This window comes from Lysinibacillus sp. 10T31 (assembly GCF_056394365.1).
Window position 1 is genome coordinate 1 of the sequence record NZ_JBFTHS010000021.1, and the last position, 13,294, is coordinate 13,294.

The following is a 13,294-nucleotide window of genomic DNA, read 5'->3' on the forward strand; positions in this document are numbered from 1 at the left end:
TTTAGCGTCTTTTTCGTGACGACACATATTGGTTTACCGATAGCATGAATTAGGCTATCGAACCTTATACAATATCCAATTTTCAATGAACGAGCGTGTTTTATAGACTTTTACTAGTCTATAGATGAAGTATAACACCCTTTCAGACACTTAAAGTAGCACTAGTTACCTCTTGTCTGACCTCACTTTCATCCTATGTCTAAAGACGGGCTACACCATACATAGGCTTTCTCGTTCGGAAAATCTGTAATTGTAATCACTTAGTCTTCACTTTTTACAATCACAACTTATTTTTACTAAATATACAATTATCATCAATTAAATTTCTGAAAGTTGTATTGAATATATATGATGAATTTTATTAAAGATAAACGACTCCTTTTCCTTCATTAAACCATTTTTTTCAGCTACACGAATTGATGGTCCATTTTTAGGATCTATAATACTGATTAATTTTTCTTGTCCTAAATGTGAAAATCCATACTCCATACAACCTTTAGCTGCCTCAGTTGCATATCCTTTAGACCAATATTTTTTCTGAATATGGTATCCCACTTCCACTTCAGTTTTTCCATCAACTATTTGTTTAACGAGTCCACAATCTCCAATTATTTCATTTGATTCTTTTAAGCATACAGCCCATAAACCATAACCATCTTCTCGATATCTTTGTTTATTTTTCTCGATCCAGTTTTTTGTTTGTTCTAAATTAAATGGGGACGGATAATATTTCATTGTTTCAGCATCTGAAAAAATTGAATATAGGACAGAAATATCATCATCGTTTAGTTCTCGTATTTCTAACCTTTCTGTTTCCATAATTATCAATATAGTGCCCTCCTTGAATTGTTTTTCCTTTTTTAAATTTCATAATTTCACCAAACACATAAAAATTTAGTTCATAGCCATGGCGTAATTACTGCTATCGCTCTGCTTTCGCACAGATAAATTGTCACAGAACGTGGCGTTCTTAGACTGAGTTCCTCTATTTCAGTAGTCATTTGAACACCTACTGCAAAGACGAATTCATCTCACTCCCTTTAGAGATAGGATTCTTCTACTGAATGAAGATAAATGGCATACGTTTTAACAAATGTCATCCACAACTTTTGATGATGAGGCAATAATTTTCTTGTGTAATTAACATTATTTTTTAAGGTTTATGTAAGGATTACGTAAAAAGGATGTAATTTCAAAAATCTATGCTAATATATAGGAGTTTAAATATAAAACGATCAAAACTATCTAGGCGAGGTGTAGGGTTTTTATGTATTTTGGGATTATTCCGCTTATCCTATTTTTTATTTTTCTGTATTCTTACTTGAAAGATCCCAGAAAAATAGTGAATGGCTTTTTATTTAATATTTTTTTCTGTTCATTTCTTTTATTTTGTACGATTGTTTCTTTAGCATCTGAAAACAATATTATAAAGCTTTTAGTTATTATTCCTTTAATAGCACTTTTCTTTATTATACCTTTTGGAATTGTAGCTTTAATGTTCGCCCTATTTCTTAATGCAAGAATTTTAATGAAAAGAGAAGGAAGACGCTTAGCAAATTCATTAACTTTAATTGTAGCTATTATTATTTTATTATTTATTGTCATGCCAATTATTAGTCCATCCAGTTTGTTATCTAATATATTTCAACCTATGTTTGGTGGAATATCGCTTATAATGTTTTATTTCTTGATTCATTTATCAAACTTTCTATCTGCATATTTCCTCTATCAGTTTAATAAACCAAAGTATAACCAAGATTTTATCATCGTACTAGGCAGTGGTTTAATTAACGATAAAGTCCCACCACTTCTTGCAAGTAGAATTAATAAAGCAATTGATTTTTATCAGAAACAAGCAGCGGTTACCACACCACCAACAATTATTTTCTCCGGAGGACAAGGTCCCGATGAAAATTTGCCTGAAGCGGAAGCGATGCAAAAATACGCTGTTGAAAAAGGGATTCCTATTGAGCATACTGTGCAAGAAAATCGTTCTGTAAATACATATCAAAATCTGTTATTTTCGAAACGAATTATGGATTCTTTAAAACCAGATGGTACACACAACAGCATCTTTACAACGAATAATTTCCACCTTTTCCGTGCTGGTCTATACGCTAGACAAGCTGGTCTAAATAGCCAAGGTATCGGCTCAAAAACAGCATTTTATTATTGGCCCAATGCAATGGTTCGTGAGTATGTTGCAATTGTTGTAATGGGACGGAAAAGACATATGAAAGTTGTTGGGGTGGTTCTCGGAATTTCTCTACTCCTTTCTTTATTTGGCTTATTATTCTTATAGTTAAATATAAAAATTAATCAACAAAAGGGTACTGAATCGTAATATTCTAGTACTCTTTTATTTTTACGTTACATAAAACATTTGTAACTGCCGTTTCACTTACGTTACATAAAACATTTGTAACTGCCGTTTCACTTACGTTACATAAAACATTTGTAGCTGACACTTTGCTTTCGCTACAGAAAATAATTGCTGAAAGATGTTAAAGCAGCTTCTACAAATCGGACATACAGAATGAGTTGTTTTCGTATAACTGCTGGCATATTTATAATTAAAAATAAAGGTAGGAATCAAAATGAGTAGTATTTGAATATGTCCAAAATAACCAGTTAAAGCTCATTTATTACTTACTTCTTGCCATTATAATAAACGATACTGTTACTTGCATATATTTTCGTTTTATTCATTTATAAATTTCTCATGAAACAGACATTGAAAAGATGCTTAGTGGTATTTCACCAAATTTATTGATGGAGGGCAAGTGAATGCATTTACAAAAAAAATCGTCTTGGTTTCTTGCATTATTAACTCTAGTAGCGGTTATTTCAGTGTTTTATTTGATGGATTCTACAAAACAACCAAAAGAGGATATTACCTTGTCTGTAGATACAGGTCAAAAAGCAGCAATACAGAATGTGACGAAGGAAGTATCTTCTCCTAGCTCATTATTTGAAGAAGCTCGCCTTCAAGTTAGTAACGAAAGAAACCAGCTTCGTCAAAAATTAACGCAAACAATAACGTCAGATGAGTATTTTGTTGAAGAAAAAAATAATGCCTCTATTAAAATAGATACTCTCAATAAAGAAGAATCTACAGAAGCAATACTTGAGAAGCAAATTAAATCATTAGGCTTTCCCGATGCTTTAGTACGAATAAAAGGAAAAGACGTTTCCGTAACAGTGATGGCTAAGGAAGTATCAAAATTCCAAGCAAATGAGATTATCTATCTGGTAAAAAAAGAGTGCGAGGATGCAAATGTGCAAGTTAAATTCGGCGCAAATAATTATTAAAAAAAGAAATAAGGGTTTTCATTTTCTTTAAGAAAAACAGCGTTATTGGGAGTCCGACTGGGCACTTTCCTGGGAGCGTTCAGTCGGAACGAAAATCAACTTACATAGCACAGATTTCACAAATGCATCTCCATTATTGATGATGAGCCATTTTTAATGATATATAACAAAGAGGCAAAAGTTATTTTTTTAGACATTGCAGAGGATTTTTTATAGTGGTGAATGTGGATTTCCAAGACTCTTCAGTTCCACTCCCTCTTAAACAATGGTAATTTGATTTTATCGAGCTCTCATTCCTACATAAAGTTGGGATATAATAGGAAAATCAAAAGACAGTCCCTCATCATGTAATCTTTTTTGGCTTATTTAAATTTAGTAAAAGCTTTTGCTATCTGCCTATTGCTCTTCATTTCCAGCTAAAAATCCAATCATTTGACCATTAGAATGAAAATAACCGATTCCTATGTATCCTGGAGTCATACTTATGTCTAACAATCGTTTATAAGATGTTTGTAAACTCCATGGTTCATTCCATGGAGCTGCATTAAAAACACTTGTAAAAACCTTTGATGCTTGCTCTAAATCTGCAGGTGTTAACATACGAATTATATTTTGCATTTGTATATCTTCTCCAATTTATTATTCTATTAAAATAAAACTTATTTCCCAACACGTAAGTATTTAGGTGGTTTTCTCATTACAAAATGTTTTTCAATAGACCTAAGCACTTCATCATTTCCAGGCAAAGACACAGTCTCTATCGCCCTGTCAAACGGTAACCATTGGTAGTCGCTATGTTCATAATTTAATTGAACAACTTGTTGATCTTCTACAAACCCAACAAATACGGGTGCAATATAAATATAATTTTCTTGCGGTGAATATATTTGGTCAAATTTATTAGATGTATATAATGTAACTTTTTCAATCCCAGTTTCCTCTTTTATTTCCCTTAAAGCAGCTTCCCAAGCACTTTCGTCTTTTTCAATCCCACCTCCAATGTAACACCATACATCACGTAGCACCGCAGTAGCTCTTTTTAAGAGTAAAACTTTATATTCATTTTCTATTCTTTTTAATAAAACTGTTGCAACTCCTGTACATCTTATTGGGATTTCACTCAATTAATACACCCCTTTGTCGTTACTGAAATTAAATAAAATATTTAATCTAATAGCAGTTTAAGTTTGAATTTTTCCGTTTACATTGTAAAAATCGATTCTTTCCTATCTACGCACCAAATAACCACTTTTATTTGCCCCTTTCCCGGGAACTTTTTCTGCAAACTCCCTATTTGAATGCGATAAATTACCAATACAGAAAAGCTTCAAAATTTAATTTTATTCAGTGATAATTTGATTTCGTCGAGCTTTATTTTCTACATACAGCTTGGTGATAGAGAGTTTAAATAGATAGATACAGACAGACCCTATCATTTGAAGTGGTCTTTTTATAGAGATTACAAATAAATTCTTCTTCAACAATTAAAAAATTTCAAAATGTCATTTACTAGTTCCTCTTGATCTTTACCTAATGTCATTAAATGCTTGGATTCTTTATAACCTTTAATCTTTTTTACATATGAATTGACATTATTATAAATAACATTAGCGCTATGTGAGTACAATTCATCGTCTTGTTCACCATAAAAAATTGCAATTGGAACTGATATTTTATCAAGATTTTGGATGGTAGACTTAATAAATTGTTGAAATACAATTAATGTATCTAAGGACATGTGATTAAACGTATCAATTTCTTGAGAAATTTGAAATGTAGACTTCCCCTCTACTTTTTTGTAATTGTATGCGTAATTTATAATTCTTTTTTTGATTCGTTCTGGCTCCCTATCGATCGGTACTGATAATACAATTGCTCGCTCTATTTTTTCTATCTCTGCAAGTTTCAATGTAAATATCCCGCCTATAGACAAACCTATAACAGAAATTTTTTGGAATCCCTCGCTAATTAAAAATTGATATGTATTCACAACATCTTGCCACCAGTCATTTACGTTATATTGTAGTAACTGTTCTGGAGCACACCCATGTCCTCGGTAAAGTGGTGCATAGCATGTGTAACCTTTTTTATGAATTTCAATAGCAACCTTCTTCATATCTCTAGTATGGCTTGTAAACGAATGTAAAAGTAATACAGCGTGATTATTACCTTTTAGGTAAATTTCTTTAGCAGGAAGTATCTTTATCACAAAACCAAAACCTTTCTTCATAAATACTTATTCTCAGTATAAAGATACTTTACCAAAGTAGCCAATTATCTAAAGTACCCGATCTATTATTTATAGATTGTGGAAGACCATCACGCTAATCTCATTATGTCTGTTGTAAAATGGCACAAAACGCTCTTAATGTATGGAACTAGCTAAGGAAAATCCTATAAGGGGTTTTATAAGCAAATAAACATTTTTTCTACATTGCTTAAAGTTTTATTTAAAGACAAAGCCCGGAATCAAAATTAATTGAGTACTCCCCAACATATTCGGAGTGGTCTTTTATAGATTATTTAATTCATGCCTACTGGATGGAGTGGAAGTTTTACAGATGAATATACTATCTACTCCTATATTAGTAGCTGGAGTGACTGCGATTTCAGATTATCTAGCTTATTTTGCTATAGTTTTTATTTTATATTTTACAGGCTATTCACTATGCTAAATAACTTTTACTTCATAGTAATAGTAATGTAAAGCAATTTTCCTCCTTTTGTATTAAGGGTCACTCCAATCCCAAGTGACCTTCTTTTATTGTCTTATCCCAAAAATATTACTGGCTTGCTTAAATGCCTATTGTTGAATGGATGAATATCCCACTTCTTCTCTACAGCCAACATATTATATATTGTAGAAAGGAGGTTTTTTTATGGGATACTACGGAAACATGGGTAATTTTAACAACTGTTACTGTGGGTGTGATGGTGGATATAGTCGTGGCCACGGTTCATCATTTACGCTGCTTGTTGTTCTATTCATTCTTCTAATTATTATTGGCGCTACTTTCATAAATAGAGAAGACTGTTAGCACATCAATACAACACTACTAATTTTTACCATATATTTAAAGGGTTGCTTCAAGCCTAGTGACCCTTTAATCGTTTCTTTCCTCAAATTTATACTTTATAAGCTAACTGTACCAACCACAACGACATTAATAGTTCGAACAATTTGTGCCTAACAATCCTTAACACTGCGGAGAACCTTATCATAAATAAGTAAGGTTTTTATAATCTCTAAAAAAGTTGATATTATAAGTTAATTGATACATCTGTGTATGTTTCAGCATAATTTAGTTAAGATATAATTTTTTACCGATTCTTTGTGATGACAATTGCTATCTTTGTCTAGGCATCGTTTCCTTATTCTTATTATTCATCTTTTACGACTATAAATAATTAGTTGAGGTGAAATATGGATTTCAATCATTTACGTTATTTTGCAATTGGCGATTCCCTCACTGTGGGTATCGGTACTCCGTTTTTAGACCCTGGATTTGTTGAATATTACAGATGTCTAAGCCAGCAAATTTTAAAAAAGCGTATCTCTTATCAAAAATATGCTAGGTCAGGAGCAACGACAGAGGATGTTTTAACTATGCTCAATGCCCCAATTGTTACGAAAGCTGTAAATTGTGCAAATATCATCACGATAACAGCCGGAGGGGATGATTTAATAAACGCTGCTAAAGAATTTTTAATAAATAAAAACGGAGAAGGTATTTCTCATGCTATAAAAAAATCAGGGAAAAACATCTCAAAAATATTAGAAAAAATTCACCATCTAGACAAACAAGATAAATACATTTTACGGTTACAGAATTTATACAATCCATTTTTCGATATTCCTATAGCAGATGAGGCGATTAAAGCGTTTAATTCATTGATTAGTAGTTTTGGTCGGGAATTGAATGTTAAAGTAGCTGATATCTATAGTGTATTTAAGGGGAATGAAAAAGTTTTATTATCATCAGGAGGCGTTCATCCTAATAGTAGGGGATATTATCAAATAGCATTAGCTCTAAGCAGACTCGGATATTCCCCATTATAAGGCTAAAGGCTGTAAGTATAATCTAATCCTTTTTGTTTTATGAGCGATTACTTATTGTTTTTCTAGCAAAATATTAGGACACAGCAGGTCAACTATTACCGAAGACCGCTATGTCCATCTTACAGAGAAAATGTCTCGAGATGCTGTAGACATCTTTGATTCATTTGCTAAAAACCTTTATGTGCCATATGAATTTAAATTTCAAACGGGTGGCAATTTCCCAAAAACACTTATTCATATCACTAGGCTAATACTATCCAACCCTTGATATACCTAATTACTTCGAATCATCCATCTTCAGAACAGCCATGATTGCTTCTTATGGAAATGTATATTCAAGTTTATCTTTTTATATTTCTATTTAACCGACAATTCTCTGATATATAAGGATTTGTCGGTTGTTTTTTCATTAAATTTTATTTATGGATATTTTGCTTTTATCGTGCTTTATTCTCTACATATGGTGGGCAGCACACCGTCACACACTGGAGTGGTCTTTATAATATCTCTGTCTATTAACATCTATGTAAGGCTTTTAAATCGATTGATCTAATAATTGATGAATAAATCTTTTTATTGTGCGTTCTGTAGATTTAATTTGTTCAATATATTTTTCAGGAACTGTTGAAAAATGCCCTTTTGCAACCCTCTAGCCTTCCCTTAATTACACACCGTCTAATACATCTTGGTTATTAAATTGCAAAAAGGCAGTTGAAAGTTGATTTAGCCGAGCTTTCAACTGCCCACTCAAATATTTGATTTTTATTAGTACCCATTAAATATTACAGGGTTGTTTTTTCGATTACATTTTGTTGCAGTGAACTACGTATTTTATTTGTTCTGCTCCTCTAAAAACTAGAAATTATTAAGGACTAACTGGAGGAGTAAGACCTGTAAGAACAGGAGTTATAACATTAGTGCCAGCTCCAAGGCGAATTTGTTGAACTTGTAGTACTTTTACAGTAAGCTCTAGCACGATTTTTTCACGTAATGTGTCGAAAGTGCCTTCTGGTGCTGCCATCACCGGTGAAAAATCAAGTTCAAAGAAGTTTGCAGCTACTAACTCTCCAAATGGTTGTTCATTGTATTTAACTAGATTTTGGAAGAACGCTTTATCCAATCTAGCATCCATTTGCGTAGTTTCATTAAGGAAGTTCGCTTCGGCAAACTCGGAAATTCCTAAAATCGGTGTAGGGCCTCCTAGTGTTTGTGGGAAAGTAAGGTCTGTAAAACCTGAAAACGGAACATCGGCAATTCTATCTTGGAGTGGAGCGTTACATGCTGCAGTAGCATATTCTATATTTTTGCGAATATTTCCTGCTACAAATAATTTAGCTCTTGTTACCGCAAAAAAGTCAGTGTTGCCAATACGTGCAAAAGCAACAGGTACTAGTTTCACTTGATTTAAGAATATATTTTTTTTCACTCTTTTGATTTCAGTTGCTGCAGGACTAAGCGTAATATCCGCTTCCACAGCAATTTGAAGTGTTGGTTCTGCAAGTACGACTGGAACTTTAATAGTTGGAGTCACTAACGGTGTAGCGACTACTGGAGTAGTAGCAGTAGTTAATGGTATTTGTTCTGTTGATGTTACTGGACAAGGTTCAACTTGATTAACTTGAATATCTAATGGATCACTCAAAAAATTCCCTCTTTTCATTTTTTTAGTATTAGAGAGCGCTCTCTATATTGCTAGAATATGTAGCGATTAATTCTATATATAGACGTGTATACTAGTTTTTTCTGATTTTTAAAAAGGGATTTTTTAGAATGAACATCAAAATGCTAGATACTCACCATTTTTAGCACCTAGTTGTAATTGTTTAGTTACCTTTTTTGACTGGAGAATTTCAAGAAAATAATAGTCAAAAGCAGAAGCAATATTACGAAGAAAGATATTAGAGTACGAAAATGCTGGAACCGTATTTATACCACAAGAAATTACATTACAGGACTTAAGTTTTTGGATGGAGGAATATGTTGACCTTAAACTAGAACCGAATACGTACTTCAATTATGAGGGTGTAATAAAGAATCACATCTTGCCTCACCTAGGTAAATATAAAGTAAGATCTTTAACCACTCATGTCTTACAACAGTTTATTAATTTAACAACACGTGAAGGCTTTGCTCATCAAACATTAAACATAATCGTAGGTATCTTAAGCAAATCTTTAAATCGCGTAGTGTGGCTAGTTATCGAACAATCCCCTTTGGTAATGCTCTAACCAAAAGCTTAAGACGCACTAAAAAAGACAACTTGAAAATCGTTTAAAGTGCGGTGAGTTTTATAAAAAGGATCCAGAACATGATTATGTATGTAAAAAAGAAAATGGCGAACATTGTACGCCAAGTGTCATCAAATATAATACTAGAAAAATTAGTGAAAAATTAAACATTAATTATAACTATCACACATTGCGTCACACATATACTGGTATACCTGTTAAAACTGTACAAAAAAGATTGGGACATAGCAGAACCGTCACAGAAGATCGCTATGTCCACCTCACTAAGAAAATGGCCAGAGATGCTACAAACATCTTTGATTCATTCGCTCAAGATATATAAGAATTGTTCACGTATTTTTTTATGGTGGGGAATTGGTGGAGAGCCCCACCATTTAACCCTTATATAAATTAAAGTACGTTACAAACCCTGATCATGTCATTACCGAATTACTTCGAATCATCCATCTTCAGAACAGCCATGAATGCTTCCTGTGGTACTTCAACTGAACCTACTTGTTTCATACGTTTTTTACCTTCTTTTTGTTTATCAAGAAGTTTTCGTTTACGAGAAATATCCCCACCGTAACATTTCGCTAATACGTTTTTACGCATAGCTTTAATTGTTGAACGAGCCACAATTTTTTGACCAACTGCTGCTTGAATTGGCACTTCAAATTGTTGACGTGGGATTAATTCTTTCAATTTTTCAACGATTACTTTACCGCGCTCGTACGCAAAGTCACGGTGTACGATAAAGCTTAGTGCATCGACTTGCTCACCATTTAATAAGATATCCATCTTCACTAGTTTTGAAGTCTGATAACCAATGAGTTCATAGTCGAATGAAGCATAGCCCTTCGTATTTGACTTTAAATAATCAAAGAAATCATAAACGATTTCTGATAACGGCATTTCATAAATAATGCTGACACGTGTCGTATCAATATAATCCATTGTCATAAAATTACCGCGCTTTAATTGACAAAGCTCCATAACAGCTCCTACATAATCGTTTGGTACCATAATTGTAGCTTTTACATATGGTTCTTCCACTCGATCAATTTTTTGAGGATCCGGCATAAATGACGGGTTGTCAACCTTAATTGTAGATCCATCCGTCATTTGAACATTGTAAATTACAGAAGGCGCTGTTGTGATTAGATCAATGTTAAACTCACGCTCAATACGCTCTTGAATGATTTCCATGTGTAAAAGCCCTAAGAAGCCACAGCGGAAACCAAATCCTAGTGCTTGTGATGTCTCTGGCTCATATTGAAGTGCAGAGTCATTAAGTTCTAACTTTTCTAACGCTTCACGTAAGTCATTATATTTCGCAGTATCGATTGGATATAATCCGCAGTATACCATTGGATTTAAACGACGATAACCTGCTAATGGCTCACCTGCAGGGCGATTGGCAAATGTTACTGTATCCCCCACACGAGTATCACCTACATTTTTAATGGATGCTGTTAAATAGCCTACGTCACCTACTGTTAGTTCAGTCTGTGATACAACTTTTGGTGTATGCACCCCTACTTCAATAACTTCAAATTCTGCTCCAGTAGCCATCATACGAATTTTATCGCCAGGTTTTACTGTACCATTCATAACTCGAATGGAAATAATAACACCTTTGTAAGCATCATAAACAGAGTCAAAAATAAGGGCTTGTAACGGTGCATCTGGGTCCCCAGTTGGTGCAGGTACTTTCTCCACAATTTGTTCTAAAATATCTTCTATCCCGATACCGGCTTTAGCAGAAGCTAAAACCGCTTCAGAAGCATCTAACCCGATTACGTCTTCAACTTCTTGTCGAACGCGTTCTGGGTCCGCAGCTGGTAAATCGATTTTATTGATAACTGGTAAAATTTCTAGGTCATTATCAAGTGCTAAATAAACATTTGCTAATGTTTGCGCTTCAATACCTTGCGCTGCGTCTACAACTAAAATTGCGCCCTCACAAGCAGCTAAACTACGTGATACTTCGTATGTGAAATCGACGTGTCCCGGTGTGTCGATTAAATGGAATGTATACACTTCGCCATCTTTCGCTTCATACTTTAATTGGACTGCATTTAATTTAATCGTAATGCCTCGCTCACGCTCTAAATCCATTGAGTCAAGGAGCTGTGCTTTCATTTCACGAGATGTTAATGATTTCGTTTGCTCTAAAATACGGTCAGCAAGCGTTGATTTCCCGTGGTCAATATGTGCAATAATAGAGAAATTTCGTATATTCTCTTGTCTTTTTAAACGTGCTTCTCGGTTCATCTTTTCCACTCCTAATTAAACTATAATAAATTATACTATGAAAGATATGCAAAGTACAACAACAACTAGTCTAGAAAGCCTGTTACATCAATACTTGTAAGTGTTTTATGCGATTTTTAGATTTTGCAGGTTAATGTATATTACAGCATGATTTCGGGGCTATTTGGGGCTAGATTGGGGCTAATAAAATACGGCGAGCGTGTGTACAGGAATGCGTGAGTAAGAAAGATTGAGGTTAATTGCTTCGGTCTTTTTTGTTGGTAAATTATAAGAATAGCTCACTTACATAAAAAATAGCACTGCTTGGCACAGTGCATTTCTAGGTACATTAGATAACCCTTCACAGATAATTGTGGAAGGTAACTTTATCTTCTAAATAACTACAGTTAGAACAAAGTTAATCTTTATTTATAAATATAGCACTGTACATATTTGTCCAAGGAATATGTACAGAACATCTTTCGCATTTATCTACATATTTATCACGTAAAATACCATTTTCTAAAAAGACATGCCATTGTTTATCCGATTAATAATAAAAATTAAAAACATTTTCCAGAAGATTTGCGAGGCAGATATCAAGAAATCAACCTCTTCCTCACAGATGAAAATGATCAAATCCACGGGCATATTAGGAGAAATTTGTTGGAATTGGTTAGAGATCCATACACTGATGATTTATGAAGATATTCGCGGATTATGCTACGATTCTAGCTTATTATTAGAAATCGAACAAATTACTTTAAATAACGAATGTTATGCCCCTCCGTTTGTCAGAAATATGTCTAAGTTATGTCCAGGCCAGCTGTTAAACTGCTTAGCGCTTTGATAATGCACTTCAAGACTACATCAAAAGCTGATTGGCCATTTTGCAACGGGCAATCAGCTTTTTTGTCGTTTAGAGATGATTAATATACGTTGAATTGTACTACTCGCCATTTAGCTAACGCTTGGAGTGGGAGTCTTCTGTCGGGATCTGATAAAAAATCCTACCGACAACGCTTGGGGATACCACCCGCAATAAACTAGACAGAAAACTACTGTCAGTCTTATTATTTTCGCCTACCACAGTAGGCGCCTTCGCTGAATGATAGAATAGTATCTTTATCCAATATATTCAGTAAAGCAACAGGTGCTTACCCGAATTGCCACGGTCGATTTGCGCCCGCCTTTTTCCTTGGCTTATTGGTCCCTAATTCTTCTCGACTCATAATTTGCGGTTCCATTCCCTTTTCGATTTGCGAACTAAGCGCTCTCGAAAGTGAATACACATTCGGTGCAAAATAGACCCGATTTGACTCTAATTGGCAAATAGGACAAGTTGATTTGTCTTTATTCCCTGCCATTGATTTAAAAAATAACGTAAAATCTCCACAATCATTGCAACGAAATGTGTAACTAGGCAAGAATAAACCTC

The 13,294-nt window shown here is 33.8% G+C and carries 12 protein-coding genes and 2 pseudogenes; 7 read left to right on the plus strand and 7 right to left on the minus strand.

The genetic code is table 11. From position 1 onward, the window contains the following. Positions 1-318 precede the first annotated feature (318 nt). Positions 319-828, minus strand: coding sequence for a GNAT family N-acetyltransferase (locus tag AC1DCY_RS13380; protein WP_477350831.1), 510 nt, complete (start codon positions 826-828; stop codon positions 319-321). A gap of 439 nt (positions 829-1,267) precedes the next feature. On the opposite strand from AC1DCY_RS13380, the gene AC1DCY_RS13385 reads away from it, so the two are divergent. Beyond that, the gene (locus tag AC1DCY_RS13385) at positions 1,268-2,302 is read left to right on the plus strand and encodes a YdcF family protein (protein WP_477350833.1); all 1,035 of its coding nucleotides are present in this window, start codon (positions 1,268-1,270) and stop codon (positions 2,300-2,302) included. Between the two features lie 485 nt (positions 2,303-2,787). Beyond that, entirely contained in the window at positions 2,788-3,312 is a 525-nt protein-coding gene (locus AC1DCY_RS13390) for a SpoIIIAH-like family protein (RefSeq protein WP_477350835.1), read from the plus strand. 396 nt (positions 3,313-3,708) lie between these two features. Here AC1DCY_RS13390 and AC1DCY_RS13395 read toward each other — a convergent pair whose 3' ends face one another. The 3 genes from AC1DCY_RS13395 to AC1DCY_RS13405 form a co-directional block, all read right to left on the minus strand. Further along, positions 3,709-3,930, minus strand: a complete 222-nt coding sequence (locus AC1DCY_RS13395; RefSeq protein ID WP_477350837.1) for a hypothetical protein — start codon at positions 3,928-3,930, stop codon at positions 3,709-3,711. Positions 3,931-3,971: 41 nt separating this feature from the next. After that, on the minus strand, positions 3,972-4,436 hold the full coding sequence (locus tag AC1DCY_RS13400; protein ID WP_477350839.1) for an NUDIX hydrolase: 465 nt from the start codon (positions 4,434-4,436) through the stop codon (positions 3,972-3,974). 353 nt (positions 4,437-4,789) lie between these two features. Next, on the minus strand, positions 4,790-5,542 hold the full coding sequence (locus AC1DCY_RS13405) for an alpha/beta hydrolase (RefSeq protein ID WP_477350841.1): 753 nt from the start codon (positions 5,540-5,542) through the stop codon (positions 4,790-4,792). A 649-nt stretch (positions 5,543-6,191) separates the two neighbouring features. Between AC1DCY_RS13405 and AC1DCY_RS13410 the strand changes: the two genes are divergently transcribed. Together AC1DCY_RS13410 and AC1DCY_RS13415 are read left to right on the plus strand one after the other, a co-directional pair. Next, positions 6,192-6,350 (plus strand): YjcZ family sporulation protein, encoded by a 159-nt coding sequence (locus tag AC1DCY_RS13410; RefSeq protein ID WP_477350843.1) that lies wholly within the window; start codon positions 6,192-6,194, stop codon positions 6,348-6,350. A 386-nt stretch (positions 6,351-6,736) separates the two neighbouring features. Then, positions 6,737-7,372: a GDSL-type esterase/lipase family protein gene (locus tag AC1DCY_RS13415; protein WP_477350845.1), complete on the plus strand. Its 636-nt coding sequence runs from the start codon at positions 6,737-6,739 to the stop codon at positions 7,370-7,372. A gap of 865 nt (positions 7,373-8,237) precedes the next feature. On the opposite strand, the gene AC1DCY_RS13420 is transcribed toward AC1DCY_RS13415, so the two are convergent. Beyond that, on the minus strand, positions 8,238-9,014 hold the full coding sequence (locus AC1DCY_RS13420) for a CsxC family protein (RefSeq protein ID WP_477350847.1): 777 nt from the start codon (positions 9,012-9,014) through the stop codon (positions 8,238-8,240). A gap of 325 nt (positions 9,015-9,339) precedes the next feature. Here AC1DCY_RS13420 and AC1DCY_RS13425 point away from each other — a divergent pair, with 325 nt between their 5' ends. Then, on the plus strand, positions 9,340-9,600 hold the full coding sequence (locus AC1DCY_RS13425) for an N-terminal phage integrase SAM-like domain-containing protein (RefSeq protein WP_477350848.1): 261 nt from the start codon (positions 9,340-9,342) through the stop codon (positions 9,598-9,600). Positions 9,601-9,643: 43 nt separating this feature from the next. Continuing rightward, a pseudogene (locus AC1DCY_RS13430) lies at positions 9,644-9,943 on the plus strand (tyrosine-type recombinase/integrase); the annotation flags it as partial. A gap of 107 nt (positions 9,944-10,050) precedes the next feature. On the opposite strand, the gene lepA reads toward AC1DCY_RS13430, so the two are convergent. Then, positions 10,051-11,877 carry a translation elongation factor 4 gene (gene lepA, locus AC1DCY_RS13435; RefSeq protein ID WP_477350850.1) on the minus strand — a complete coding sequence of 609 codons (1,827 nt, stop codon included), beginning with the start codon at positions 11,875-11,877 and terminating at the stop codon, positions 10,051-10,053. Positions 11,878-12,423: 546 nt separating this feature from the next. On the opposite strand from lepA, the pseudogene AC1DCY_RS13440 reads away from it, so the two are divergent. Further along, a pseudogene (locus tag AC1DCY_RS13440) lies at positions 12,424-12,706 on the plus strand (hypothetical protein); the annotation flags it as partial. 307 nt (positions 12,707-13,013) lie between these two features. Here the strand turns inward: AC1DCY_RS13440 and AC1DCY_RS13445 are convergent. Continuing rightward, positions 13,014-13,283, minus strand: a complete 270-nt coding sequence (locus tag AC1DCY_RS13445; RefSeq protein WP_477350852.1) for an FmdB family zinc ribbon protein — start codon at positions 13,281-13,283, stop codon at positions 13,014-13,016. Between the last annotated feature and the right edge of the window lie 11 nt (positions 13,284-13,294).

Bases quoted from the DNA above. Each gene is read 5' to 3' on its own strand.
- AC1DCY_RS13385 (WP_477350833.1), top strand. From the start codon at position 1,268: ATGTATTTTGGGATTATTCCGCTTATCCTATTTTTTATTTTTCTGTAT.
- AC1DCY_RS13390 (WP_477350835.1), top strand. From the start codon at position 2,788: ATGCATTTACAAAAAAAATCGTCTTGGTTTCTTGCATTATTAACTCTA.
- AC1DCY_RS13395 (WP_477350837.1), bottom strand. From the start codon at position 3,930: ATGCAAAATATAATTCGTATGTTAACACCTGCAGATTTAGAGCAAGCA.
- AC1DCY_RS13405 (WP_477350841.1), bottom strand. From the start codon at position 5,542: ATGAAGAAAGGTTTTGGTTTTGTGATAAAGATACTTCCTGCTAAAGAA.
- AC1DCY_RS13410 (WP_477350843.1), top strand. From the start codon at position 6,192: ATGGGATACTACGGAAACATGGGTAATTTTAACAACTGTTACTGTGGG.
- AC1DCY_RS13415 (WP_477350845.1), top strand. From the start codon at position 6,737: ATGGATTTCAATCATTTACGTTATTTTGCAATTGGCGATTCCCTCACT.
- AC1DCY_RS13425 (WP_477350848.1), top strand. From the start codon at position 9,340: ATGGAGGAATATGTTGACCTTAAACTAGAACCGAATACGTACTTCAAT.
- lepA (WP_477350850.1), bottom strand. From the start codon at position 11,877: ATGAACCGAGAAGCACGTTTAAAAAGACAAGAGAATATACGAAATTTC.